The organism is Saccharicrinis sp. 156 (genome assembly GCF_050589685.1).
Lineage (GTDB): Bacteria > Bacteroidota > Bacteroidia > Bacteroidales > Marinilabiliaceae > Saccharicrinis.
The window spans coordinates 1-25,264 of record NZ_JBNGOS010000014.1; the positions used below are offsets into that span (position 1 = coordinate 1).

Sequence of the window (25,264 nt, forward strand, 5' to 3'; positions counted from 1 at the left end):
AACAAACGCATCCAGAAATAATTAATTTAATTTTTAATGGCTAAAGTTAACGGCTATGGAAAGTAATCGGGACAAGTGATGCCTCGTTTGGGTAATGCCTTGTTTTATTGTACTTGCCATGCGCATGACGAACCTCCAATACATAATCCGGGTTAAAGTGATGGTTGGGGCTACTTCCTGTGATATTAAATTGGAATCTATTTTTATGGTGAAATCGTTGTTAAAGGGTCACGAAAATTGTACTGGTCGACACAATCATAATGTATTGTTGTCGCCGTTTGGTGTATTATATCAAACGGAAATTGAAAAACAACGCTTAAGGATAATAAACTGCACGGTTAAAAGAAGAACAAAGTTTTATTTATTTTTATAGAGTTACTAAATTTGGTGTGCGCAGAATAAATGTAAAATTTACAAATATATTCATGAAGAAGTTACTTCCTATTTGTTAATCATCTAAGCAGGAAATAATTTTTCACTTTATAAATAACGGAAAAATGACTAAGATTTTTTATGTGTTAATAACATGCCTGTTGGTTTTATCGTCATGTGATAATGAACTTAAGGAACATGTTAATTCAGAAAAGGACTATATGATTATACCAAAGCCAGAATTGGTAAAGGTTTTAAATGGTCGATTTAAAATCAACCATAAAACCCAAGTGTACGGTGGGGAAGTTTTGGCAGCCGAAGGTAATTACCTTGCAAAAATGCTTAGTGAAGCAAGTGGGGAAAGTATTTCGTTTGCAAACCAGGGTAATATTCAGTTAAAGCTGGATGCATCAATGTCTGGTGAAGAAGAGTATGTTTTATCGGTTCAATACAATAAAATTGAGATCTTGGCTAAAACAGCAAAAGGCATTTTCTACGGAATTCAGACCTTACGACAATTACTGCCCTCCCAAATAGAAGCGAAAACATCAGTTCAAGAATTAACTATTCCTGCTACTTTAATAAAGGATGCCCCGAGATTTTCGTATAGAGGGATGCACCTGGATGTATGTCGTCACTTTTATTCCGTAGAATTTATAAAGCGGTATTTAGATGTATTGGCATTGCACAAAATGAATACCTTTCATTGGCACCTGACAGAGGATCAAGGATGGCGTATTGAAATTAAAAAATATCCAAAATTAACGGAAATAGGAGCGTGGAGAAATGGTACAATTGTAGGTAATTATCCGGGAACTGAAAACGATAACAAGAAATACGGTGGCTTTTATACTCAGGAGGAGATTAAAGAGGTAATAGCATATGCTGCCCAAAAACATATCACTGTTATTCCTGAAATAGAACTTCCCGGTCATAGTAGTGCTGCTATTGCAGCGTATACCAATTTAAGCTGCTTTCCGAAAGAGCAAAGTATCGTTCCCAATAGCCTTATTTCAGAGGGTTCTAAAAAGGCACAGAAAAATGGTAATCCTAAAGTTGTACAGGAATCGTGGGGTGTTTATGATGATGTTTATTGTGCAGGGAAAGAAGAAACCTTTGCTTTTTTAGAAGACGTACTGGCCGAAGTGATGGATTTATTTCCTTCGAAATACGTACATATTGGAGGGGATGAATGTCCTAAAGGGAATTGGGAAAGATGTCCGCATTGCCAAAAAAGAATGGCAGCACATGACTTAAAAGATGAGCATGAATTGCAAAGCTACTTTATTACACGAATAGAGAAGTTTGTAAACAGCAAGGGGAAACAGATTATTGGTTGGGACGAGATATTGGAAGGTGGACTGGCACCCAATGCCACCGTAATGTCTTGGAGAGGAAACGCAGGAGGAATTGCTGCCGCAAAATCCGGACATGATGTGATTATGAGTCCAAATTCTCATTGTTACTTCGACCACTACCAATCGGAAGACAAGGAGAAAGAACCGATTGCCATTGGAGGATTCTTACCTGTGGAAAAAGTATATGCTTTTGACCCTGTTCCGGATGAATTAAATACGGAAGAACAGAAGTATATTTTGGGTGGTCAGGCTAATTTATGGACAGAGTATATAGGCACCGAAGAATATGCCGAATATATGCTATTGCCCAGATTAACCGCATTGTCGGAAGCGGTATGGACAAAAAAAGAATTAAAAGAATGGGAAGATTTTACATCCCGATTAAATCATTTTAAAAACAGGTACGATGCCATGGGGCTCAACTATGCAACACATGTGTTTGATGATCATAAATAACGGAAGCGTTATTTAACTCCTATTCCATATCAATCTTATGAAAAAATATATTTTACTGTTACTGGTGGTGTGCTTAGGTTTTAAGGCCCAAGCAAAAGATTACCCCAAAAGAGAGATGCGTGCTGTGTGGATAGCTTCCGTGGCTAATATTGATTGGCCCTCCAAGTCTGGTCTTTCGGTTGAAATGCAAAAAGATGAAATGATTGAACTACTGGATCTGGCCAAAGCATATAAGATGAATACGGTGGTGTTTCAAATTCGTCCGGCTTCAGATGCGTTTTATCCATCTGCATTAGAACCTTGGTCGCAATGGTTAATCGGAGAGCAAGGTCAAGCACCTGAGCCGTTTTACGACCCCCTTCAATTTACCATCGAGGAGTGCAAGATGCGAGGATTAGATATACAGGTATGGCTAAACCCTTACAGAGCTGTGTTTGATACAGCGCGAAGCTCTATTTCGGAAAATCATCCTACCCGGTTGCATCCGGAGTGGTTCGTGTCATATGGAAAAAAGAGCTACTTCAATCCTGGATTGCCGGAAACACGTAATCATGTGGCTTCTGTTGTTGCCGATATTGTCAGGAGGTATGCCGTGGACGGTATCCATTTCGACGACTATTTTTACCCTTACCGAATTGCAGGAAAAGATTTTCAGGACCAGGAGGCGTTTGAAATGTATCCAAGAGGATTTGAACCCGGCGATAAAGAAGATTGGCGCAGGGACAATGTTGATTTAATCATTAAGCAATTGCACGATACCATTGAAAAGATAAATCCACATATCGAGTTTGGAATCTCGCCTTTCGGTGTTTGGCGAAACCAGTCAAAAGATCCCAGAGGTTCTGCTACAAGTGCTGGTCAAACCAATTACGACGATTTATACGCTGATGTATTAAAGTGGGATAAGGAAGGGTGGATTGACTATGTAACTCCCCAAATTTATTGGCATATTGGAAAAGAGGTGGCAGATTATGCCATAATAGCCGATTGGTGGAGCAAGAATGCCTTTGGTTGTCGTTTATACACCGGCCAGGGATTATATAGGATAGATAAAAAATCAAAAGATAAAGCCTGGCATTCCTCAAAAGAAATAATCAGGCAAATTAAACTGAACAGATCGATTCCTAATATTGACGGGAGTATGTTTTTTAGTGCTAAATACCTAAAAAGAAATCCGTTAAATTTAAAGGAGAAGATGGCTAAGCATATGTATAGATATGAAGCGCTGCCTCCGGTAAACATGCGGGTGGAGCAGATTCCGGCCCAAGCACCTAAAAATGCAAGAATCGAAGTAGTGGGCAATACGATAAATCTGAACTGGGAGTCAGGTGAAAACAATGATTATTTTGTTATCTATAAATTTAAAAAGGGAAAGCCAGCAAATACGGAAAGCAGCGAAAACATTGTAAGGATTACTGGAGCAAATAGTGTGAATGGAACGGTTAACAAATTTACAGATCCGGATAGATACTACTACGTGGTAACCGGAATCAGTAAAACAAACATGGAATCAACCTGTATATTTTTTAAATAGTTATCGCGAAAAATACTGAGATTGGATAGTTGCTTTTTCCAATATTAATATATCATTCATAAAATGTTAGCAATGTAACGCTGACTTGTTCTGCCTGTAAAGAGTGTTATTTTTATTTTGCTTTTTAATGGCTTGGAAGATGTGAAGGGGATTTTACCTCATTTAATTAAGTGTGCGTCTTATGCTAGAATTAACTACATTATTAAAAGCCATGCCAATTATCCTTTTGGTCGTTATCATGTTTATGATATCCAATAGAGAAAACAAAAATAAAATTAAACGGACGCAAGCTAAAATATGGTTGAAAACAGGCGACCTTAGTAAGTTGAAAGGGTGGATCAGCGAAGTAAAAAAAAAGAATTCCCCCTCATCCAGCGCATGGCAGATGGCAGATTCTATGGAACAAGAGGCCCTACGTATGGAACAAGACTTTAGCTTAATGGAAGATGTGGTGATGAGTCAGTTGAAAGAAAAAATAAGGAACTATAATCAGACAGATAAAATTAGTTGGGAAAGGAGTGGTTTGTTGCAATATAAAGTAATCGATGGAGAAAAACGGTATATTAAAAATGGATTGAGCAATATGAATATATCGTTACTCATAGGAAACAAAGCCCTTGCCGCCTTAACAAAAAACAATTTAAAACAAGATAAAGGTGTTGCTAATTAGCAAATCTTTAACCGTTGTAGCAAGCGCCAAGCATGTTTGAGTGAACAACGGCACACAAACATTTCAGCGACAAACATTCCAAATACGTATCGTTCATAATTCGTTTTAATATCTTACCATAGTCAAATATACTGCCCGTTGGTTCCTTTTTATTTACCCATTAATTTTTACCTTTGTAACTTTATTTTTGTGCAAGAATTATAGTTTTAATTTAAATTGTTGATACAGTGCCGGATACAAGATATATTTTTGTAACAGGAGGGGTAGCCTCGTCGCTAGGTAAAGGAATTATTTCAGCTTCGTTGGCCAAGCTGTTACAATCGAGAGGATATAAAGTTACTATTCAAAAGTTAGATCCATATTTGAACGTGGATCCGGGAACGTTGAATCCGTACGAGCACGGAGAGTGTTATGTAACAGAGGATGGTGCGGAAACCGATTTGGATTTGGGGCACTACGAACGTTTTTTGAATGTGCCTACTTCTCAGGCCAATAATGTAACTACGGGAAGAATATATCAAAACGTTATTAATAAAGAGCGTAAAGGGGACTATTTAGGTAAAACGGTTCAGATTATTCCTCATATTACCGATGAAATAAAACGCAACATTAAGCTTTTGGGCACCAAGCACAAATTTGATGTGGTGATAACCGAAATTGGCGGTACCGTAGGTGATATTGAATCATTACCCTATGTTGAAGCCGTTCGTCAGTTAAAATGGGAATTAGGAAACAGGGCCCTGGTTATTCATTTGACTTTGGTTCCTTACCTGAACGCTTCCGGTGAGTTAAAGACCAAGCCTACGCAACACTCCGTGAAAACATTGCTTGAGGCCGGGGTTCAACCGGATGTCTTGGTGTTACGCACCGAACACGACTTAGGAGCCGATATCCGCAAAAAAGTAGCCTTGTTCTGTAACGTAAACCCACGCGCGGTTATTCAATCTATTGATGTATCCACTATTTACGAAGTGCCTGTTAAAATGCAGGAAGAAGGGTTGGACGAAATTTGCCTGGAAAAACTGGAATTGCCCGTCAACAAAAAACCTGACTTAAAAAAATGGAAAAATTATTTGGCCAAGATGAAAGGGGCCGAAAAAAAGGTAACGATTGGATTGGTAGGGAAATATGTTGAGTTGGCCGATGCCTATAAATCAATTATTGAAGCTTTAATTCACGCATGTACTTATAATGACAGAAAAGCGGAGATTAAACTGATTCACTCCGAAAGTATCAACGAAGAAAACGTGGCGGAGAAGTTAGCAGGTCTGGATGCTGTTTTGGTAGCACCAGGGTTCGGGAACCGCGGAATTGAAGGAAAGCTGGAAACCGTAAAATATACGCGTGAAAACAACATAGTGTTTTTGGGTATCTGCCTGGGAATGCAATGTGCAGTTATAGAATATGCACGTAATGTGATTAAACTGGATAAGGCGAACTCTACGGAAATGGACCACCTTTCTCCATACCCGGTAATTGATTTGATGGAAGATCAAAAGAATGTGACCGACATGGGGGGTACTATGCGATTGGGTGCATACGAGTGTGCCCTAAAAGAAGGTAGCAAAGCTTATGAGGCTTACGGTTTAAAGACGACACATGAAAGACATAGGCACAGATATGAGTTTAACAGCGATTATCTGGCACAATTTGAAGAAAACGGTATGATAGCCAGTGGATACAACCCTGAAACCGGATTGGCAGAAATTGTTGAGGTGCCAGGATTGAAGTGGTTTGTTGGTGTTCAGTTTCACCCGGAATATAGTAGTACCGTGTTAAAACCGCATCCTATATTTATGTCGTTCGTACAAGCTGCCATCAGTAAATAAGAACTACTAAAAATTTAAATCAAGAAACAAAGTAAAAATGGATAAGAATTCCGTTACGGGCATGATTCTGATAGCCGCTATATTAGGGCTGTTTTGGTGGATCAATAAACCCAGTGAAGAAGAAATAGAAGCACAAAAAAGATATCAGGATTCGATAGCGAAAGTTGAGGCTTCTGCCACAAAAGAAGCCGCTAGAGAGCAAAGTAATGTGGTGGTTGAAACAAAGGTAGAATCAACAACCGTTGCCGATAGTTCAGCCCAAAAACAATTGGCCGATAAATTTGGTCTTTTCGCAAGCGCTGTTGAAGGGGAGAATAAGTTTTATACCTTGGAAAATGAACGGATTAAAGTTAAGTTTTCCAGCCGGGGCGCAAAAGTATATTCGGTAGAGCTTAAGGAATATACCAATTTCGAAGAAAAACCTTTGGTGCTTTTTGATGGAGATGTAAACCAATTTGGATTTAACTTCTTTCATAACAACCGTATTCTTAACACGAATAACCTCTACTTCAGTATAGATGAAGCAGCAAGTAACGATTCTATCCTAAAGTTTAAACTAAACTTGGGCGATGATCAGTTTATGTCTTTTGATTACAAGCTGACTGCCAAGGCTTATTTGTTAGATTTTAACATCATTCAGAATAATATCGAAGATATCATCCAGGCTAACCGCGGTGGCTTTGACCTGGATTGGAAAATGGATGTGATAGCCCAGGAAAAAGGACGTAAATTCGAAATTCAATACTCCGGCGTATATTTTAAATACGATCAAGATGTGGTGGACGACATCTCAGGTAAGTCGGGTGATGAAGATTTTAGAACACCGGTAAAATGGATGGCTTTCAAAGATCAGTTCTTTTCATCAATCTTGATTGCCAAAGATAAATTTGCCGGGGGTAGGGTGGATGTGAATGTATATGCGGAGGAAGATAATTCACCTATATTGAGCACCAATACCGCATCCTTGGTTATACCCCACAAAGGTGGAAGACTAAACGAGAAGTCGTTCCAGTTTTACTTTGGGCCTAACAAATATAAAACGTTGAAAAAATTTAAAGACCTTGATCTTCAGGAGATTGTTCCTTTAGGATGGGGTATTTTTGGTTGGATCAACAAATACGCTATTATTCCAATATTTAACTGGTTAGAAGGAGGTATTGCAAGTTACGGTTTAATCATCTTGTTATTAACTTTAATTATTAAGCTGGTATTGTTCCCGTTGACCTACAAATCCTATATGTCAACGGCTAAAATGCGGGTGCTAAAGCCGCAGATCGACCAGATTAATGAGAAGATCCCTGCGGATAAAGCAATGGAGCGTCAAAAGGCTACTATGGCCTTGTATAGCAAAGCCGGGGTGAGTCCGTTAGGTGGGTGTTTGCCCATGTTGTTGCAGATGCCGATCCTGTTTGCCATGTTCCGTTTCTTCCCGGCTTCAATCGAGTTAAGACACGAAAGCTTTTTATGGGCATCTGACTTGTCGAGCTACGATTCCATTTGGGACTTGCCGTTTACCATCCCGTTTTATGGCGACCATGTTAGTTTGTTCTGTTTGTTGATGTCGATCACCAACATTGTTTATACCAAGATGAACCAGGAAATGACGCAATCAACCAGTCAGATGCCGGGAATGAAAGGTATGATGTATATGATGCCGGTGATGTTTTTGGTGTTCTTTAATAACTATGCTTCCGGTTTAAGTTATTATTACTTCGTGTCCACTTTGATTACAATATTACAAACTATTTTGATTAGAAGGTTTGTAGACGAAGAAGCCATTTTGGCCAAGTTAAATGCTAACCAAAAGAAACCTAAAAAGAAGTCCGGGTTCCAGGCCAGATTGGAAGAAATGCAGAAACAACAGCATTTACAGCAGCAAAAAAAGAAAAAAAGAAAATAGCCTTTATTGATAAGGTGGTAAGTTACAAGTTGGAAGTGATCCTGTTATCGCTTCCAACTTTTTTTATCCTTTTCTTAAGTTTTCGGCAACTTCAAATTCCAAATGTTATCCAGGTTTAATGTATCCTGTATATTCGGGATGATTTCCTTTATAGGGTCCAGTATGGAGTTCTCGATCAAGTGATCCGGCGGAACAATAATCTTCAAGGATAAAGGTTTTATTTCTATGATGGCTTTCTTTCCCAACAAAACAGGTTCGCCATCGACGTGCGCTTTAAGCTCGCTGGGGTGTTCTATCTCAATCCTTTTCGCTCTCACCACCTCGTCGTTGTCGTTTTTGTTGATGGATTTGTCCAGGAGGCTGAAAATCATGGCGGGAGCATCAAACATTGGGAAGTCTCGAATGATGCTTACATCTATCAATCCATCATCGATTTGAGCGTTGGGGGCAATATGTATATTGTTGCCGTACTGTGATGAGTTGGCAAAACTAATCAGAAATGCTTTCCTGTTATAAACTTTTCCGTCGATCTTCAGCTGGTAGGTGTCCGACTGGTAGCCGGCAAATTCAGTGGTAATAAGTTGCAGATAGCCTAACGGGCCCCTTAACTTTTTCCCTTCAAAATTATGGCTGATATGTGCGTCAAAACCAATTCCGGCCACATTTACGGAGCAATACTGGTTGACCTTCATGGTATCTATTTTTTTCTCGTGAAAATAATTCAGACTTTGAATGGCCTTGTTAATGCGCATGGGTATCTGCATAAAACGTGCTAATCCGTTACCCGAACCGGTTGGGACTATAGCCAAAGCCGTATCGGTGCCCACCAGCTTTGAGGCCACTTCGTTCACGGTTCCGTCACCTCCCACAGCTACAACTGCGTCGTATTGACCAACTGCTTTCCCGGCAAGTTCGCGGGCATGAGCTCTGAATTCGGTATAGTCTATGTCCACGGAGAGTTTGTTGCAATCCAGTTCCGACTCGATATATCGCTCAATTGTCCTTTGTTTTCCAACTCCCGATACCGGATTAATAAGAAAAAGAATCCTTTTTGTCATTTTTACGTATGGTATTTAGCTATACAAAATTACAAAACAATGCCGAATTACCGGATTGTCTTTAATTAATATCAAAAAAGAATTAGATTTAGGAACGAAAAACGGATATTTCCTATGGAAACACTATTGCAGCTAGACAGTAACTTGCTATTATTATTGAATTATTACCATACTGAATTTTGGGACCTCGTGTTTTGGTTAACTTCGAGTACGCTTGTTTGGGTTCCCTTTTATGTTATGGTTATTTATGCCATGGTCAAAGGGCAACAGTGGCAAAGTTGGACCACTATTCTAGCTGTTATTATTTTGGTTGTACTTTGTGATAGAATCTCCACGGACATATTCAAGTATGGTTTTGAACGATTAAGGCCAACACACAATGCTGACTTGAAGGACCTGGTAAAAACCGTGTTTGGTTACCGGGGAGGGAAGTTTGGTTTTGTATCGTCACATGCCACCAACACCATGGGTATTGCTGTATTTACTTCACTCTTGTTCAGGAACAGGCTTTATTCATTATTTATTCTCGTATGGTCCGTGTTCGTTGGTTATTCCAGAATCTATCTAGGGGTCCACTTCCCGGGAGATGTTCTGGGAGGATTTGTGTTGGGGGCTTCACTCGGTTATGTAGTATATAAAATTTACGGGGCACTTTTGCCTAAGTTTGTTCGCTTAACTTTTTTCAATAACAAAGGTTTAGCCCGTGGTATAGCCGAGCAGTTTAAACACCCTCAAGTGATGCAGGTCTTATTCACAGGAATATTAACTTTTATTCTGGTGCTTATTGCAGCTAAGGTAATGTTGCATTGACGGAATGATATACCGTGTAGGCACCGAGGTACAATCGGTGGTTAATCCTGTTTTACCATTACTTTTTTACATTAAAAATATTAAGAATAATATTGTATTCTTCAGGTATGTATATTTAAATAATCGCTTACAAAAAAAGTGTACGAATAATATACTTTTTTTGTGCCAGGACAAACCGCCTAAAATCAAGGCTTCTTACAAAATTCTCGCTTCAAGCCTTTTACTTTAAAGTTAAATGTGTTTTAATTTTAAAATTTAATGTCTATATTTAAAGAACTTCGAATTTAAAATGATATGGCTTATGAGCACTACAATCACTTTCAATCAGCTAAGAAAGCTTAAAGACAGTTTGCCAAACGGCAGCATGAGAACAATCGCAGAAGAATTAGACTTAAATGTAGAGACCGTTCGGAATTATTTTGGAGGAAAAAATTACGATAGGGGCAGAAGCGTTGGTATTCATATTGAACCAGGGCCTGATGGAGGAGTTGTAGAACTAGATGACACAACAATATTAGAATTCGCAAAAGACATCTTGGAAGGAAAAAAAGATGTCCACGCTATTAATTAATAGGTGAAACCAAGATAATCAAAAAAAGGTGCTGAATAAGCACCTTTTTTTATGGGTATTTATACCACATAACCCATACTAAACTCAAAATATGAAGGTGTTGTGGGCAAGTCCCAACGCAGGAAAGCTTCATTTTGGCATTTCCCAGTTTATATAATTGATTATTTCACCTTTTCGCCTCGGTTCCTCATTGTTTCGTCTCTTTTTAAAGAGTACTTCAATATATAGAACCCAGCCACACCGGCAACTATGGATCCCAGGAAGATTCCGATTTTAGCTTGATTCAAGATCTCAGCCGAATTGGTATAGGCTAAACTGGCAATAAATATCGACATGGTAAATCCGATACCTCCCAGGAGACCTAAACCGGCAAACGACAACCAGGAAGATCCCTTGGGCTTAATCGAAAACCCTAGTCGCACGGCCAACCACGAAAAGAAGGTAATACCAATCACTTTACCAAAAACCAGACTGATAGCGATGGCGAAAGAAACCATGGTTAAAACTTCTGCCCCATCATGCCCGGCGCTCAAGACTACCCCTGCATTGGCCAGGGCAAATACCGGAAGCACAAACACGCTGATAAAACCATGGAACTGGTGTTCGATATACTGCAATGGGCTTCTTACTTTTTGAACCGCATATTCAATTTCGTCTACAGCATGCAGTTGTTCGTCGGTTAATACAATTTCGTGTTCGTTTTTGGCGATACTGCCAAAATGTTCGAGCCCATGATTTACCCGGGGTAAGAATTTATCGATATGTACCTTGGGTCTGGCCGGGATAGTAAATGCAATAAGCACACCAGCAATGGTAGCATGTAATCCGGAACCCGGTCCTTCAACACCCGACACAATGAACAAATACCAAATAATAAAACCTAAGAATGTATATAAGCGTAAATCCTGAATGTTGCGCAAGTTGGCAATGGCCAAAATACCTAATAGAACAGCTGCTATTATCAAATAAGTCCATTGAAGTTCACCTCCATAAAACAAAGCAATCACCAAAACGGCGCCCAAATCATCCACGATGGCCAATGCGGTTAAAAATACCTTTAAACCAAGCGGAACACGCTTCCCTAGCATACCCAGGATACCTAAGGAAAAAGCAATGTCGGTAGCCATCGGAATCCCCCAGCCGTTGTTTGCCTCTCCTTCCAGTCCGAAGGCGAAGAAAAAGATAATAGGAACAACCATACCGCCAACAGCGGCAAAGATAGGTAAGGATGCTTGCTTAAAAGAACTTAACTCCCCGGCCAGGAATTCCCGTTTTATCTCCAATCCTACCACAAAAAAGAAAATAGCCATTAGTCCGTCATTAATCCAGTGGTGCCAGCTCATTTTTAAATGAAACTTGTTGACATCAATGGTCAGCACATCGTGCCAGGTGTGTTCGTAAATTTCATGATCTACATTGGCCCAAACAACGGCTGCAAATGTGGCTATCATTAAAAGTGCGCTTCCTCCTGTAATACCTTTGAAGAATCGCTGAAAGTAAGTCAAGTCTTTTTGATTTTCAGTCTTTGTCATCTTATAATAATTGTTAGTCTAATGTTTTCTGATTTAAATACTTGTTGGCTAACTCTAATTTTTCCGGTGTGCCAATGTCAAACCAGTATTCATCCCAATCTTTCCATCCAAAGATGGCGTTTTCTGCAGAAAGATCAAGATATCCATTGGTTATGGAAAACTTGCGTATGTTGCCCAATTGGGGTATTAATGTTGGGTTAATAATGTGGATTCCGGAAAAAGCCAATGATTCGTAAGCGTTTTGTTTGCGGGTGATGCGTCGTGCACCAGTGGAAATGTTTTCCCATCCGGAGAGTCTATGGTCTTTATCGAATAAAAAGTACCTGGTTGTAGGCCTTTTTTTTACCATCAAAGTGGCTATGCCACCATTGTTTTGGTGATAGGCCACCATCTTGTTGAGATCCGCACCGGTTAACACATCAGCATTGTATAGAACAATGTTTTTATCGGGAACGAATAATGGAGCTGCTTTGAGCAATCCGCCACCGGTTTCCAATAGTTCCGCACTCTCGTCGGATATAAAAAGCTCAGTATTGGGATAGTTTAATGTAGATATGAAATCTTTAACCGCACCTGAATAATGATGTACATTGATAATTATGCGCGTTACACCAATACCAACCAGCTTTTCAATGGCATGCTGTAACATGGGTTTCCCCGCTACCTCAACCAATGCTTTGGGCTTGTTTTTAGTGATGTGTGACAGGCGTGTTCCCAGGCCTGCGGCAAAAATAAGTGCGTTCATCAATTATCTTTTGTACTCGTGTTAATTTTTACAATAATAAGAAATTTAATGATATAGCGTATATTGAAAAGGGGACGGGACGTTAATTTAATAGAAAAAAATGCCAATGACAAGCTAGAATTTACAGTGATTGTATTGAACCGATACATATTGTAGAAAACAATTAATGCCGTAACCTTTTTCGATCACCTAACGATAGTTTTTGCGAGGGAATTTTAGTTTTTAATCGGTTTACAAAGCTTTTTTTCCTTGTTTGCAGTCAGGTCACACTTCTTGCATTTATACTTATGTTTCTTTTGTTTTTCGGAATCCAAATCTTTTTTATTTGAATCCTTACATTTTTTGCTTCCCATGACTTTACCCTTTTTTGATTTCCTGTTCTATATGTCTAAGCTTAACAGTTACAGGATAATTTTCCCGAATATATTTGGCCATTCTTTCAGCACTATATACCGATCGATGCTGACCTCCTGTACAACCAAAATTTACCATCAAATGTTTAAAGTTTCTGGAAATATATTTCTCAACCGATTTTGATATCAAGGGAAATACGCTTCCCAGGAATTCTTCCATCTCAGGCTCATTTTCAAAAAACTTAATAACGGATTCGTCTTTCCCGGTTACGTGCTGGTATGCTGCATATCTTCCCGGGTTATGGATGGCCCGGCAATCAAATACAAAACCCCCTCCGTTACCACTCATATCGTAGGGGATTCCTCTTTTGTACGAAAAACTATTGATTGTAACCGTCAGTGCATTGATTCTTAATAGTTTTTCGTTATGGGTCAATGCATCCAGTACCGTGTTGAGTTCCGGCATATTTATGGGCAAAGGATGGTTGGTCAACAGATAGGTAATGTTTTTAAGTGCAAACGGAATACTTTTTAAAAAATGTTCCTTTTTCTCGTAAAACCCTCTAAATCCATAGGCTCCCATAGCTTGCATAATCCGGATGTACACATAACCTAAAAAGTGATTCTTAAAAGATGCTTCATCTACTTCCTTGTGTTTTTTTAATGTCTGGATATAATGGTTGTATAACATTTCGCGCAAGTCGACAGGAATATCGGCTTTGCCGTCATACAAAAGAGATGCTAAGTCGTATTGCAGCGCACCTTTACGACCTCCCTGATAATCAATAAACCAGGGTTCGCCACTTTTTACCATGATATTACGGGACTGAAAATCGCGGTATAAAAAATAGTGATGTTCTGCTTCCAGTAAGAAATCCATCAGACACTGGAAGTCTTCCTCTAATTTTTGCTCGTCGAACGGCACCTGGGCCAGCTTCAAAAAGTAATATTTAAAGTAGTGTAAATCCCATTGCATCGACTGCCGGTCAAAGGCTTTTCGAGGGTAACACAATTCAAAATCCAGTCCTTCGGTTCCTTTGAGCTGAAACAAGACCAGTTCTTCAATGGTCTTTTTATATATTTCTATGAGCGCTTCCGAGAATTCGTCCTCGGTTCTGTTTCTCTGCAGAAAATCAAACAAGGTGGTATCGCCCAGGTCTTCCAACAGGTACACATTATTTTCTGCATCGTTTTCAAATATTTTTGGAACATTTAATCCTTTGGCATGAAAGTGTTCCGAGAATCCGACAAAAGCAATGTTTTCCTTTTTATCGGAGTTGTAAGCGCCTAATGCGGATTTACCACCACCTTTAAAACGAACATACTCCCGGTACGATCCCGATACGGGTAGCATATTCATAGATTCCACTTGCTCACCGGTGTTGCGCGTGAACATTTTCATTAAAAGCTGCAATTTATCTTGTTCCATTGATGATGGTGTTTATGGTCTGTTTATTCTGTGTTCAAAGCTAATGAAAAAAGTCCACAGTTCTTTTACAACAGGCTATGGCCACTGGGAATGGCCTTTAACCCGTAATATGCATCAGAAATCCTGTTACGCAATTCAACTACTTCAAAACAAGGGGTTTCACTGCTTTGCTGCGACTCAACAGGGCTGTGCTCCCGAAAGTAATCGGGACAAGTTATGCCTCGTTTCAGTAACGCTTTGTTGTATGTATTTTAAATGCCCATTACGTATCTCTAATACATCATCAGGGTTAATACCAGTGGTATATCAAAATGATGGATAAAGCATCCGGTTTATAATACCATTTTGACCTTGAAGTAAGCCTTATTATGTGTCGGTATAATTACAGATTACTGTTGATACCGAATCAAAGAGTGATTTTTATCAATGATATTTATTTTTCGGAATTGCTTTTTATGCGCCAAGGTATTCAGGATCTTTTAATGACTAGAACATAATCAAAGAATAGTCAAAAAAATAAAAATATTTACATATTTTTACAATTGTAAGAAAATTTTAATACTTTTGAGATCACATTTTCTAGTTGTTCACTTTTAAAGATCATTCATTATGAGCATTATTTATGTTGTTGCAGTAACTTTAGCAATCGTAATTGTACATAGGGAGAGAATTAAATTGATTAAACAATTGAACGCACTTTAAAATAGGTGATTGCTGGGTTACTAAAATAATTCAGTAAGTTATTAGGTAACCAAAAAGAATTTGAAAAACAAAGGCATCCTGACCGATTGACAGGATGCTTTTGTTTTTGGCAATATTTCTAATCGATGTTTTTTTTAATCTACCGTGGTATATAATCCCACTTTCTGGGAGGTTTACAGGTAAATGTACTACGTTGTGACTTTTGTCAGCAAGGTCTCTGAATGTATGGGTGTTAGAGTTTGGTTTTGTGGAGATGAATTCCTAACAATCGGACCGCAACTGAATTTAAAATATCATACCTGGCTGTAATATGATACACCCCATGATAAATGGTTCATGCGCCTTCCGGTTCCGATTCCATTTCAAAGCAAGTTGATTCAGCAGTAACGATTCGGGATGGTCATCTCTTCATCCACTAAAAAAAGACTGCCCTTTCGGGCAGCCTTCCCTTCAAAATATAAAAAAACGCATCAGCGATTACGAAACCTCATTTTTTGTTACCAGCTAATATAGGCTATTTGTTAAACTACTCCTGCTCAACTATGGTTTTTCCTTTTCTTAGGTCAACGATTACCCTGGCAGCTTTGTAAGTATTATAAACCTTTAGGTTTTTGTTTTGAATAAGAAGCATTAGCTTATCGATTTTATCCGTAAGCAGGTTGGTGCAATCTTTTATCAGTTTGTCCAGTTCGGTGGTGGCTTGCGAGCGGGTTACTATGGCAGCACGGGGGGCACTGACGATATTGACAAAATCATCAATTTCCTTTTTAAGCGCAGTTATGTCCTCAGGCCCTTTCCCGTAGTCGGTTAAGTTACCGTTTAGTTTTTCAGCTTCCCGGTAGATGTTGAGGCAGGCAGCTTGAAGCATCTCGTCGGGCATTTTTTCGAGTTGAGAAGGTGTTACGGCACACTTGGCTTGTAAATCCGGCATGCTGTTAATCTGTGCATATACAAAAAGCGCAGCAGCCATTTCAACGGTGGCCTCAATCAATTCCGCTTCCTCTTTTACTTTTAAAGCGCTGTTGCTATTTGAAAGCCCCTGTTGGATTTGATAGACCTCTTGTATTTTTCCGGAAGTTGCATAGAATAGGTTTACTTGTTCCCCAAGTGCCGGAATGGAGTTTATTTCTGTGTTAAAGGTGTTGAACACCTTGTCGACAGCCTTGAACATAGCTACTTTGTTACGTTGTCTGGCATTCATGGTAAATATAATTTAGTTAATGAATAAAAGGCTATTTAATGGTTTCTTAATTTAATATTAAGATTAGCAATAAGATATTCAAATTATTCGTTCGTTTATTCATGTATGTGATGAAAGTCTGGTTATAGATGATAAGACTTTGGATTGTGTTGATAAATGGGATTAGTGGAACTGGAGTATGATGTTTTAGTATTTTTAAATTTAACGGTATATGATTTTAGAAAATAATTCTTGAACTAGTTCGTAGGGTGCCATACATAATTTCGGAGTTATTGATTGTTAAACAACTCCCGGTATTATACAGGTCTCTTTTCGTGAAATCCATATGGGTTCGGGCGGTTGACTGTTGTCTTTTCGTCGCTGCTACCTGCCGATTCTTGACTGTAAGATGTCATTTCTTGACTGTAAGATGCCATTTCTTTACTGTCAGAGTTCATTTCTAAAGCGTCAGATTGAATTTCGCAACAGTCACCTATCTTTTCTTGTTTGTCACCTTTTTATTCTTTACTTACAGGGATCATTACCCTAATGTAGGCTTCCGCTTCTTGGGTGTTAATGTCCATTTCCACGCCGTCAGATAATGTTTCGGGACTGTTATTGGATTGCCGACCATGTTATGGAGATGGCGCATCCATGTGCCAGTAGTATAAGGATTGATACTTGTATTTTTATTGGGTTGATCATGGCCCGGATTTATAATTTAAACTGACCGAACCAAAGTACCCGCCTCATTGTTCAGCTACTACCACATAAAATTATGACATATGCAACTAGGTACATTTTCTATCAGTCTTGCCGTAAAGGATATTCATGCATCCAAGGCATTTTACGAAAAACTTGGTTTTGCCGTTTTTGGAGGCGATATCAACCAAAACTGGTTGATCATGCAAAACGGGAGTGCAACGGTTGGGCTTTTCCAGGGCATGTTCGATCAAAACATACTGACCTTCAATCCGGGATGGGACAAAAACGCGCAAGAGGTCAACCCTTTTACCGATGTGCGCGAAATTCAAAAACAACTCAAAGACAAGGGGATTGAATTTCAATCGGAAGCCGATGAAACAACAACAGGGCCGGCAAGTTTTGTAATACTGGATCCAGATGGAAACCCCATTTTGGTGGATCAGCATCGTTAATTGTATGGTTTACCCGCCATATGCATTAGAAATCGCGTTACGCAATTAAACTACTTCGAAACAAGGCATTTCACAAAGTTTCTTCAACTCACCGGAGTGGTGCCCCCGAAAGTAATCGGAACAGGTTATGCCTCGTTTCAGCAACCGCTTGTTTCATGGTATTTTAAATCCACGTTACGTACCTTTAATACATATCCGGGTTTAAACAAAATGGTCCTAGTGCACGAATAACACAAACCTTAGGATTAGCCTCGGTTTCTTATCCCTAATCTAAATTATATCTGAACAGATGAAAAAAATTGTATTTGTAGTCATATTTCTGATTTCGTTTTCGCTGAAAGCACAACAAAGGGGCAGAAACTCTGATCCCACTAAGTCCATCAAAGGCATTGTAAAGGAGGTACTGAACATTATATCAGGAGAGGAAGGTAAAGAAAGAAATTGGGACGCGTTCAGGAACTTGTTTTTACCCACTGCACGTATGACGGTTGTATATCACGATGAAGACCATCCTATCCCGATAGAAACGGTTAGCGTGGACGAATTTATAGCACACCTATCTGACGAATATTACAAAAAGGGGTTTACTGAATATGAATTGGGAAAAGCGGTGGATGAATATAACGGCATAGCGCATGTGTTTCAAAGTTTTTATGCCAAAGATTCGGAATCAAAAGAAGAACGTGGGATTAACAGTTACCAGCTTGTATACCATAGCGAGAGGTGGTGGATAGCAAACCTGGTTTGGACAGGAGACTCTAACGGTGTTAAAATTCCTAAAAAGTATTTGAGAAAACGGTGAACTTAATAAAACTTAGTCTGTTATAGAAATATAAGGAACAGATTAAACATATCCCTGTACACTATTGAACATTCAGTTAACTTTAATCAATGATAGTATGAGAATTTTTATTGAATTTTGGAAGGCCAAAGATGCATGGTACGATTTATCAAAGCGTAAGCGTGAGGACTTTGTGGTACAAATTGGGCCCGCAATGGCCGATTTAATTTCGGAAGGGGTAATTGTGGATGCGTGGGGCACAAATGATGATTCCTCACCTTACAAAGCGGATTACGATTTCTTTGCGATCACTAAATTCCCGTCAGGTGATCTGTTGGAGAAGTTTCAGGAAATTGTGGAAACTTCCGGGTGGTACAATTACTTTGAACAGATTAATGTATCAGGGCAGGACTTGGGCACTGAGACGGTCATTGGTCGGATGATTGATTTGAAGAAGGAACAAGTTATGATTGAAAAAAACATATAACTTTCTTTAAAGATAGCGTGTTAATATTGCCGACTAACGAGGACAAGCCAAAAACCAAACAGGTTTTTGGCTTGTCCTCGTTAAGGTAGATGATTTTGATGGGATATGACAAAATGCCCGAAAAATAAAGCACGGGACAGAATTCACTCCCCGGCTTAACAAAACCCGGGAGCGGAACGGTTTGCCCTCAGGAATCCGGAAGGATAGGATTTGTTAATTTCATTGTGATTTCTTATCGGATTTAAAGGTTTTGACTTGAATAATTGCTACATTATACATGGTTTAAGGATTCGATAACAAAACCTTTGCATTAAATGGGCAATCATAAAAATAAAATAGGAATAATTTCCTTGCTAATCTCCATCTTTGGGTTGATAACCGTACAATTACTTCTCTCATTTGAATATTTGGTGAATCCCTACTGGCATATTTTATTGTCCGGTTTTGAGGCGGCAACCATCGGTGGTTTTGCCGATTGGTTTGCGGTAAGCGCACTGTTCCATGAAATACCGATCCCGGTGGTTAAAAAACACACCAATATAATTGTTCGTAATCGTATGAAACTAACCGAAGGTGTGGTAGACCTGGTTACCAACAAATGGCTGGCACCGGACATTATCAGGGAAAAAATTGCCGAATTCTCCATTGTTAAAAATGTCATTGAGGCTTTGCACCTACCTCAGAATAAAAGACGGGTGGTCGGTTTTTTAAAGGATACTTTTGGTAGACTAACCGAAGAGCTGGACACCCCTGAGGTGGCCGGGTTTATCCAATCTGTCTTAAGGGAGCAAATAAAAGATCTGAATGTATCCGCTCCACTTGGTAACTGGATTAAAAGATCGATCAGGGAAGGCGAACACGAGCAGTTATGGATGATGGTTCTTGATTCGGCGCAAAAAACCATTTACGATAATTCTACCCGCTTAGCCTTGCTTCACCTGGTAGAGAGGCAATTGGACGAATACAAGAGCGAAGGCTTGTTTAAAGGTATTTTTTTGGGTATTGCGGGTGGCCTGGGAGTTATGGACAGTGAGGTAATAACCGATAAAATTCTGATTTCGATGAACGAGTTCATCGAAGAGGCCAAGAATGATCCCCGGCATCAAATACGTGTTAAAGTTGAAGATAACATCTTGCATTTCTCGAACAAACTGATCTCAGGCGACCAGGAAGCCACACAAATGGTCGACGGCTGGAAAGAGAAACTGATTCATAATGCCGATGCGAAACATATGATTCAAAGTCTTTTGTCCAATTTAAGGCAGTCTCTAAGTCAGCAATTAAATGAAAAGGAATCTGTAATTTCAGGTTTTATTGAAAATAATGTGGATAAGCTGCTGCTAGAACTGGAAGGAGACAAAAACAGCCAGGATAAAATAGATAGATGGTTACGCTTAAACATCAGTGAACTGATTAGTAAATACCATCACGAAATAGGCGAGATGGTGCGTCTGAGTTTGTCAAAGCTGGATGATACCGAGTTGGTTGGCCAGATAGAAGAAAAAGTGGGGAACGATCTTCAGTTTATCAGGTTAAACGGCGCTGTAGTTGGCGGTTTGGTAGGGGTGTTCATTGCATCCATGAGGTTAATTTTGAATATTATTTAAAATTAGTAAGCACAAAATATACGCTAATCGCTTTCGCTTTGGTCTGGATGAATGCTTGATAAAGTGGAATTAAAGTCGCGAAGATTTCGTGATTTTAATCAAGTTTTGCAAATTCCTTATTACATTTATGGCCTTTTTAAAAATCAAACATTACTTATCGTGACAAAATTATCATACGAAAGCGGTGCTTCAGATAAACCGTTATTGGGCGTTACTATCGCAGAAAAGCTAAAAGAAACAGTTGAAAGATTTCCGGAATGCGAAGCGTTGTCAGTGCCCTATCAAAATTACAGGGCTACCTATAAAGAGTTTTGGCAAGATGTGGAAGAAGTAGCCAAAGGTATTTTGAGCTATGGTGTTAAAAAAGGTGACCGGGTAGGTATTTGGTCGGCAAACCGATTTGAGTGGGTGTTGGTTCAATTTGCTACTGCCCGCATTGGGGCAGTTATGGTAAATATCAACCCGGCTTATAAAGCGTCTGAACTGAAGTATGCCCTGAAACAGTCCGGGGTTAGTCTGTTGATCATGTCCAAAGGGTTCAGAAAGACCAATTATATTGAAATCCTGAATGAAGTACGTGCCGAATGTATCTACCTGAAACATATCGTGGTTATTGACCATGATTGGCAAACTATGTTGGGGGCGGGTAAAAAAATCACAACTGAAGAGTTGAACTCTATTGAAGATGAACTTCAGTTCGATGATCCCATCAATATTCAATATACTTCGGGTACAACGGGATTCCCCAAGGGAGCTACCTTATCGCATCATAATATTTTGAACAATGGTTATTTTATTGGTGAGCGATTAAAATACACAGAAACGGACAAAGTCTGTATTCCGGTTCCTCTCTATCACTGTTTCGGTATGGTACTGGCCAATCTGGCCTGTATTACACATGGATCATGTATGGTGTTGACAGGTGAAGCATTTGATGCCGAGGTGGTAATGCAAACGGTTCAGGACGAAAAATGTACCTCGCTGTACGGGGTTCCGTTGATGTTTATTGCCGAGTTGAACCACCCACGATTCAAGGAATTTGACTTTTCGATGTTGCGTACAGGAATCATGGCCGGGGCATCATGTCCTGAATCCACCATGAGGGCCGTCCGCGAACAAATGAACATGAAGGAGGTAGGGATCTGTTACGGTATGACCGAAACATCGCCGGTAAGCACGCAAACCTTCGTCGACGACAATGAGTACAGAAGGTGTGCTACTGTTGGTAAGGTACATCCCCATATAGAGTTAAAAATCATAGACCCGGAAACAGGGAAAATTGCACCAAGGGGAACGCGGGGAGAATTATGTACACGCGGCTATTCGGTGATGTTAAAATATTGGAACAATCCGGAAGCAACTGCCTCCGTTATTGATGAAGGACGCTGGATGCATACGGGTGACCTTGCCGAAATGGATGAAGATGGATATGTGAAAATTGTTGGTCGTATCAAGGATATGATCATTAGGGGAGGGGAAAATATTTCACCATTCGAGGTTGAAGAGTTCTTGCATAATCATGATGCCATTAAAGAGGTTCAGGTGATCGGTGTTCCTGACTTTAAATATGGCGAAGAGGTGATGGCCTGGGTGATTTTAAAAAACGGTACTCAAATAGCAGAAGAAGAATTAAAAGCCTATTGCAAAGGTCAGATTGCTACTTTTAAAATTCCTAAATATTGGAAGTTTGTAAACGAGTTCCCAACCACGGTAACCGGCAAAGTCCGAAAAGTGGAAATGCGCGAGATATCTGCCGAAGAGTTGGGTTTGTCGCATCGATAGAAAGCGTTTGGCTTTAACTCAGTGATATTTAATTATCTTTACATCCATACATTGGGGCAAGTAAAGCTATACAAAAACAGATAAATATCTGAGATTTCTGTTTGGATCGTTATCGGTTTACTATTATGGTGTATTCATTATTTCATTGTGAGGTTTGTAAATAAATTGGGCATGTAATGCTGAGTTTTCGAATATTGTTAGGTATAAATATAGTATTTTTATTCACGGGCATTCTGAGCGATGGATTATTCGCTCAAGGTGCCTGTTCTATTGTTGGTGAATTGGTAAATTCAGAGACAAATCAACCAGTACCTTATTGCGCCATACAGATAGAGGACGGTATTTCGGGGAGCATGAGTAACGAAAGTGGTATGTTTAAAATTACAGCCCCTTGTGCGAAACATGTTAAATTAGTATTCAGTAGTCTCTCGTTTGAGGAATTGGATACCATTATTTTTGTTAATCGGGAGGAAAGGATATTTATTAAACTTAAACCCACAAGTCTTTCGTTGCCCGATATAAAAGTCATTGCAAACGTAAACTCTGATTTGTATTCTTCTTATAAAATCAAGCAAACCGCCATTCAGCATATTCAGCCATCGGGTTTAAGTGACCTACTGCAACTACTTCCCGGTAACTTAATTGAAGAGCCAGATTTATCACAACCCAATTACATTAGCATAAGGCAAGTAGATTCGGATAATAATACAGCTATCGGAACAAGTATAGTTATTGATGGTATTCCAATTTCGGATGATGGGAATATGCAGCAACCTTACGGTACCGATATTAGTATTTCCCAAAACACTTCAACTGCTAACGGTTTAGACTTGAGGCAGTTTAGTACCGATGAAATAGAGAGTGTTGAAGTGATTACAGGTATACCTTCGGCGAAGTATGGAGACCTTACCTCCGGAGTAGTCGTAATACAACGTAAAGAAGGAGTAAGTCCGTTGGAAGTTAGGGCAAAAACGGATATAAATAATAAACTACTGGCCATTGGAAAAGGGATCGCATTACCTAAAAAAGGGGGCGTGTTAAATATAGGTTTTGATTATTTGAATTATGTATCCGATCCCAGGAATTCATTAAATAATTATCAAAGAATAACCTCGTCCTTGCGACATAAAAGGAAATTTATTATTGATAATAAAACACTTACCACAAAAATAGGTGTGAGTTTAATAAATACATTGGACAAAGAAAAAGAGGATCCGGAAATTAATTCCGGGGTAAATGATTTGTTTAATAGTGACTATAAGAAGATAAGCGCCAGCTTACAGGCAGCATATTATGCCAACAGCAAATGGCTGGATAAGTTGGCTTTTAATTTTTCTGCCTCACAAACGCAGGATAAAATTGTCAGAGATAAATTTATTGCCTTAAATGGTCCCACTCCCCAACCAATTTCCACCACAGAAGGAGTTTCAAAAGGGATTTATTTGCCAAGCCAGTACCAAGCCGATTTGCAAATTGAGGGTAAACCGGTGGATGTATTTGTTAATATTGAATTTAGTAAGAAATTATATACAAAAGGAATGTCCCATTTGCTCAACCTCGGGGGGAGTTATACTTCGGTTAAAAACAATGGGAAAGGGGAAACTTACGATTCTTCACGGCCACCGTTCGTCGGAACATTAACCGGTAGGCCCAGAGATTTTAGATCTATTCCGGCTCTCCAAAAAATGTTTTATTATGCCGAGGATAAAATAATGTTAGCATTAGGAAATTGGGAGTTTACTAACCAAATAGGTGTTCGGAGCAATCAACTCATTAATTTAAGCGAAGACTATTCCATAAAAGGAAAAATTTATATAGATCCGCGTTTAAATTTAAACATTAAATTACCTGAGATCAAATGGATAAATAATGGTTTGAACATATGGGTAGGTGCAGGATACGGAAATCACACAAAACTTCCGATGAGTTATCTGATGTACACCTATCCTGTTTATATTGATATTATAGAGTTAAACTATTTTTCGCAAAATCCCGATTTGAGGACACTTTACACTCGTACCTATATTATGGATAGAACAAACTATGCATTAAAACCTTCCCGAAACAAAAAGAAAGAATTGTCATTAAGGATTGAATGGAACAATTTTAAACTAAAGTCAACTGTTTTTCATGAGCGTAGCACAAGCGGTTATTCAAGCAATGATAATTATTATGCACTAATTTATAATAAGTATGATGCATCTTCTGTTTCCTCTGAGGGGCTGACAGAACCACCTGGTTTAAATGAATTTACTTTTGAAAAAGATACTGGGTTTTATTATATTGACATTGACAATAATGCGGCGTTAGTGGATAAAAAAGGTGTAGAATATAGTATTGAGTTCCCAAAGATAAATCCTTTAAAAACAAATATAAGTATTAACGGAGCCTGGTTTAAAACGGAGTATGGCACATCAGAATTGGTGCAGTCCCGTCCTTCGGTTATCTTGAATAATGAAGAATACCCATATGTAGGGGTTTATAATATCGGAGGATTGAAAAAGGGACAATTTAATAGTAATGTGAGATTTGATACGCATATACCCTTGTTAAGGTTGATTTACACGATTAATGCACAGTTAATCTGGTATTCAGATTATGAAAGGACCTATAGGTTGGAACATCCGGTATTTTATTTTGATAAAAAGGGCCAGCAATATCCATATCTCGAAGGAGATGAACAGGATTATGTTTTAAGGCATCTTAATAGAAGTTACTCAAGCATATTTTATCAAAAACAAACCATTCCCTTTTCAATGGATTTGCATATGAAGATGACTAAAGAAATAGGTGATAGGATTAAAATTGCGTTTTATGTAAATCGATTTTTGGGTTATTATACGCCATATACATCCAATAATGGTAAATACTATCAAAGAAGTACTAATTCCGCATTCGGACCCCAAAGCCCTTATTTTGGAGCAGAAATTAAATATAAAATAAAATAAAAT

At 39.0% G+C, this 25,264-nt stretch carries 18 protein-coding genes; 13 read left to right on the forward strand and 5 right to left on the reverse strand.

Going from position 1 to position 25,264, the window contains the following annotated elements; all coding sequences use genetic code 11:
* Nucleotides 1–497 precede the first annotated feature (497 nt).
* The 5 genes from ACRD64_RS10515 to yidC all read left to right on the forward strand — a co-directional run bounded on the left by ACRD64_RS10515 (nucleotide 498) and on the right by yidC (nucleotide 8,119).
* A complete protein-coding gene (locus tag ACRD64_RS10515) occupies nucleotides 498–2,186 on the forward strand; it encodes a beta-N-acetylhexosaminidase (protein ID WP_430933299.1) in 1,689 nt (562 codons plus the stop codon).
* A 37-nt stretch (nucleotides 2,187–2,223) separates the two neighbouring features.
* Entirely contained in the window at nucleotides 2,224–3,720 is a 1,497-nt protein-coding gene (locus ACRD64_RS10520; RefSeq protein WP_430933300.1) for a glycoside hydrolase family 10 protein, read from the forward strand.
* A gap of 181 nt (nucleotides 3,721–3,901) precedes the next feature.
* Complete coding sequence (locus ACRD64_RS10525) at nucleotides 3,902–4,390, forward strand: hypothetical protein (RefSeq protein WP_430933301.1); 489 nt, start codon at nucleotides 3,902–3,904, stop codon at nucleotides 4,388–4,390.
* A 227-nt stretch (nucleotides 4,391–4,617) separates the two neighbouring features.
* Nucleotides 4,618–6,219 (forward strand): CTP synthase, encoded by a 1,602-nt coding sequence (locus ACRD64_RS10530; RefSeq protein WP_430933302.1) that lies wholly within the window; start codon nucleotides 4,618–4,620, stop codon nucleotides 6,217–6,219.
* A gap of 37 nt (nucleotides 6,220–6,256) precedes the next feature.
* The gene (yidC, locus tag ACRD64_RS10535) at nucleotides 6,257–8,119 is read left to right on the forward strand and encodes a membrane protein insertase YidC (RefSeq protein ID WP_430933303.1); all 1,863 of its coding nucleotides are present in this window, start codon (nucleotides 6,257–6,259) and stop codon (nucleotides 8,117–8,119) included.
* A gap of 74 nt (nucleotides 8,120–8,193) precedes the next feature.
* Here yidC and ACRD64_RS10540 read toward each other — a convergent pair whose 3' ends face one another.
* Nucleotides 8,194–9,177 carry a diacylglycerol/lipid kinase family protein gene (locus tag ACRD64_RS10540; protein ID WP_430933304.1) on the reverse strand — a complete coding sequence of 328 codons (984 nt, stop codon included), beginning with the start codon at nucleotides 9,175–9,177 and terminating at the stop codon, nucleotides 8,194–8,196.
* A 114-nt stretch (nucleotides 9,178–9,291) separates the two neighbouring features.
* Between ACRD64_RS10540 and ACRD64_RS10545 the strand changes: the two genes are divergently transcribed.
* Both ACRD64_RS10545 and ACRD64_RS10550 read left to right on the forward strand, forming a co-directional pair.
* Nucleotides 9,292–9,987, forward strand: coding sequence for a phosphatase PAP2 family protein (locus ACRD64_RS10545; RefSeq protein ID WP_430933305.1), 696 nt, complete (start codon nucleotides 9,292–9,294; stop codon nucleotides 9,985–9,987).
* A 301-nt stretch (nucleotides 9,988–10,288) separates the two neighbouring features.
* Nucleotides 10,289–10,558 (forward strand): DNA-binding protein, encoded by a 270-nt coding sequence (locus ACRD64_RS10550; protein ID WP_430933306.1) that lies wholly within the window; start codon nucleotides 10,289–10,291, stop codon nucleotides 10,556–10,558.
* Between the two features lie 161 nt (nucleotides 10,559–10,719).
* Here ACRD64_RS10550 and nhaA read toward each other — a convergent pair whose 3' ends face one another.
* The 4 genes from nhaA to ACRD64_RS10570 all read right to left on the reverse strand — a co-directional run bounded on the left by nhaA (nucleotide 10,720) and on the right by ACRD64_RS10570 (nucleotide 16,520).
* On the reverse strand, nucleotides 10,720–12,090 hold the full coding sequence (gene nhaA / locus ACRD64_RS10555; protein ID WP_430933307.1) for a Na+/H+ antiporter NhaA: 1,371 nt from the start codon (nucleotides 12,088–12,090) through the stop codon (nucleotides 10,720–10,722).
* Nucleotides 12,091–12,103: 13 nt separating this feature from the next.
* Nucleotides 12,104–12,835 (reverse strand): nucleotidyltransferase family protein, encoded by a 732-nt coding sequence (locus tag ACRD64_RS10560; RefSeq protein WP_430933308.1) that lies wholly within the window; start codon nucleotides 12,833–12,835, stop codon nucleotides 12,104–12,106.
* Nucleotides 12,836–13,192: 357 nt separating this feature from the next.
* A complete protein-coding gene (locus ACRD64_RS10565) occupies nucleotides 13,193–14,617 on the reverse strand; it encodes a RapZ C-terminal domain-containing protein (RefSeq protein WP_430933309.1) in 1,425 nt (474 codons plus the stop codon).
* 1,228 nt (nucleotides 14,618–15,845) lie between these two features.
* Nucleotides 15,846–16,520: a hypothetical protein gene (locus ACRD64_RS10570; RefSeq protein ID WP_430933310.1), complete on the reverse strand. Its 675-nt coding sequence runs from the start codon at nucleotides 16,518–16,520 to the stop codon at nucleotides 15,846–15,848.
* 764 nt (nucleotides 16,521–17,284) lie between these two features.
* Here ACRD64_RS10570 and ACRD64_RS10575 point away from each other — a divergent pair.
* From ACRD64_RS10575 to ACRD64_RS10600, 6 genes are all read left to right on the forward strand, one after another.
* Nucleotides 17,285–17,656, forward strand: coding sequence for a VOC family protein (locus tag ACRD64_RS10575; protein WP_430933311.1), 372 nt, complete (start codon nucleotides 17,285–17,287; stop codon nucleotides 17,654–17,656).
* A 289-nt stretch (nucleotides 17,657–17,945) separates the two neighbouring features.
* Nucleotides 17,946–18,458: a hypothetical protein gene (locus tag ACRD64_RS10580; RefSeq protein WP_430933312.1), complete on the forward strand. Its 513-nt coding sequence runs from the start codon at nucleotides 17,946–17,948 to the stop codon at nucleotides 18,456–18,458.
* A gap of 97 nt (nucleotides 18,459–18,555) precedes the next feature.
* On the forward strand, nucleotides 18,556–18,924 hold the full coding sequence (locus ACRD64_RS10585; RefSeq protein WP_430933313.1) for a DUF6616 family protein: 369 nt from the start codon (nucleotides 18,556–18,558) through the stop codon (nucleotides 18,922–18,924).
* Between the two features lie 314 nt (nucleotides 18,925–19,238).
* A complete protein-coding gene (locus ACRD64_RS10590; RefSeq protein ID WP_430933314.1) occupies nucleotides 19,239–20,531 on the forward strand; it encodes a DUF445 domain-containing protein in 1,293 nt (430 codons plus the stop codon).
* A 159-nt stretch (nucleotides 20,532–20,690) separates the two neighbouring features.
* Entirely contained in the window at nucleotides 20,691–22,313 is a 1,623-nt protein-coding gene (locus ACRD64_RS10595) for an AMP-binding protein (protein WP_430933315.1), read from the forward strand.
* 176 nt (nucleotides 22,314–22,489) lie between these two features.
* A complete protein-coding gene (locus ACRD64_RS10600; RefSeq protein WP_430933316.1) occupies nucleotides 22,490–25,261 on the forward strand; it encodes a TonB-dependent receptor in 2,772 nt (923 codons plus the stop codon).
* Nucleotides 25,262–25,264: the final 3 nt, after the last annotated feature.

Coding starts and splice junctions, on each gene's coding strand:
- ACRD64_RS10515 (WP_430933299.1), top strand. CDS start 498: ATGACTAAGATTTTTTATGTGTTAATAACATGCCTGTTGGTTTTATCG.
- ACRD64_RS10520 (WP_430933300.1), top strand. CDS start 2,224: ATGAAAAAATATATTTTACTGTTACTGGTGGTGTGCTTAGGTTTTAAG.
- ACRD64_RS10525 (WP_430933301.1), top strand. CDS start 3,902: ATGCTAGAATTAACTACATTATTAAAAGCCATGCCAATTATCCTTTTG.
- yidC (WP_430933303.1), top strand. CDS start 6,257: ATGGATAAGAATTCCGTTACGGGCATGATTCTGATAGCCGCTATATTA.
- ACRD64_RS10540 (WP_430933304.1), bottom strand. CDS start 9,177: ATGACAAAAAGGATTCTTTTTCTTATTAATCCGGTATCGGGAGTTGGA.
- ACRD64_RS10545 (WP_430933305.1), top strand. CDS start 9,292: ATGGAAACACTATTGCAGCTAGACAGTAACTTGCTATTATTATTGAAT.
- ACRD64_RS10550 (WP_430933306.1), top strand. CDS start 10,289: ATGAGCACTACAATCACTTTCAATCAGCTAAGAAAGCTTAAAGACAGT.
- nhaA (WP_430933307.1), bottom strand. CDS start 12,090: ATGACAAAGACTGAAAATCAAAAAGACTTGACTTACTTTCAGCGATTC.
- ACRD64_RS10560 (WP_430933308.1), bottom strand. CDS start 12,835: ATGAACGCACTTATTTTTGCCGCAGGCCTGGGAACACGCCTGTCACAC.
- ACRD64_RS10565 (WP_430933309.1), bottom strand. CDS start 14,617: ATGGAACAAGATAAATTGCAGCTTTTAATGAAAATGTTCACGCGCAAC.
- ACRD64_RS10570 (WP_430933310.1), bottom strand. CDS start 16,520: ATGAATGCCAGACAACGTAACAAAGTAGCTATGTTCAAGGCTGTCGAC.
- ACRD64_RS10575 (WP_430933311.1), top strand. CDS start 17,285: ATGCAACTAGGTACATTTTCTATCAGTCTTGCCGTAAAGGATATTCAT.
- ACRD64_RS10580 (WP_430933312.1), top strand. CDS start 17,946: ATGAAAAAAATTGTATTTGTAGTCATATTTCTGATTTCGTTTTCGCTG.
- ACRD64_RS10585 (WP_430933313.1), top strand. CDS start 18,556: ATGAGAATTTTTATTGAATTTTGGAAGGCCAAAGATGCATGGTACGAT.
- ACRD64_RS10590 (WP_430933314.1), top strand. CDS start 19,239: ATGGGCAATCATAAAAATAAAATAGGAATAATTTCCTTGCTAATCTCC.
- ACRD64_RS10600 (WP_430933316.1), top strand. CDS start 22,490: ATGCTGAGTTTTCGAATATTGTTAGGTATAAATATAGTATTTTTATTC.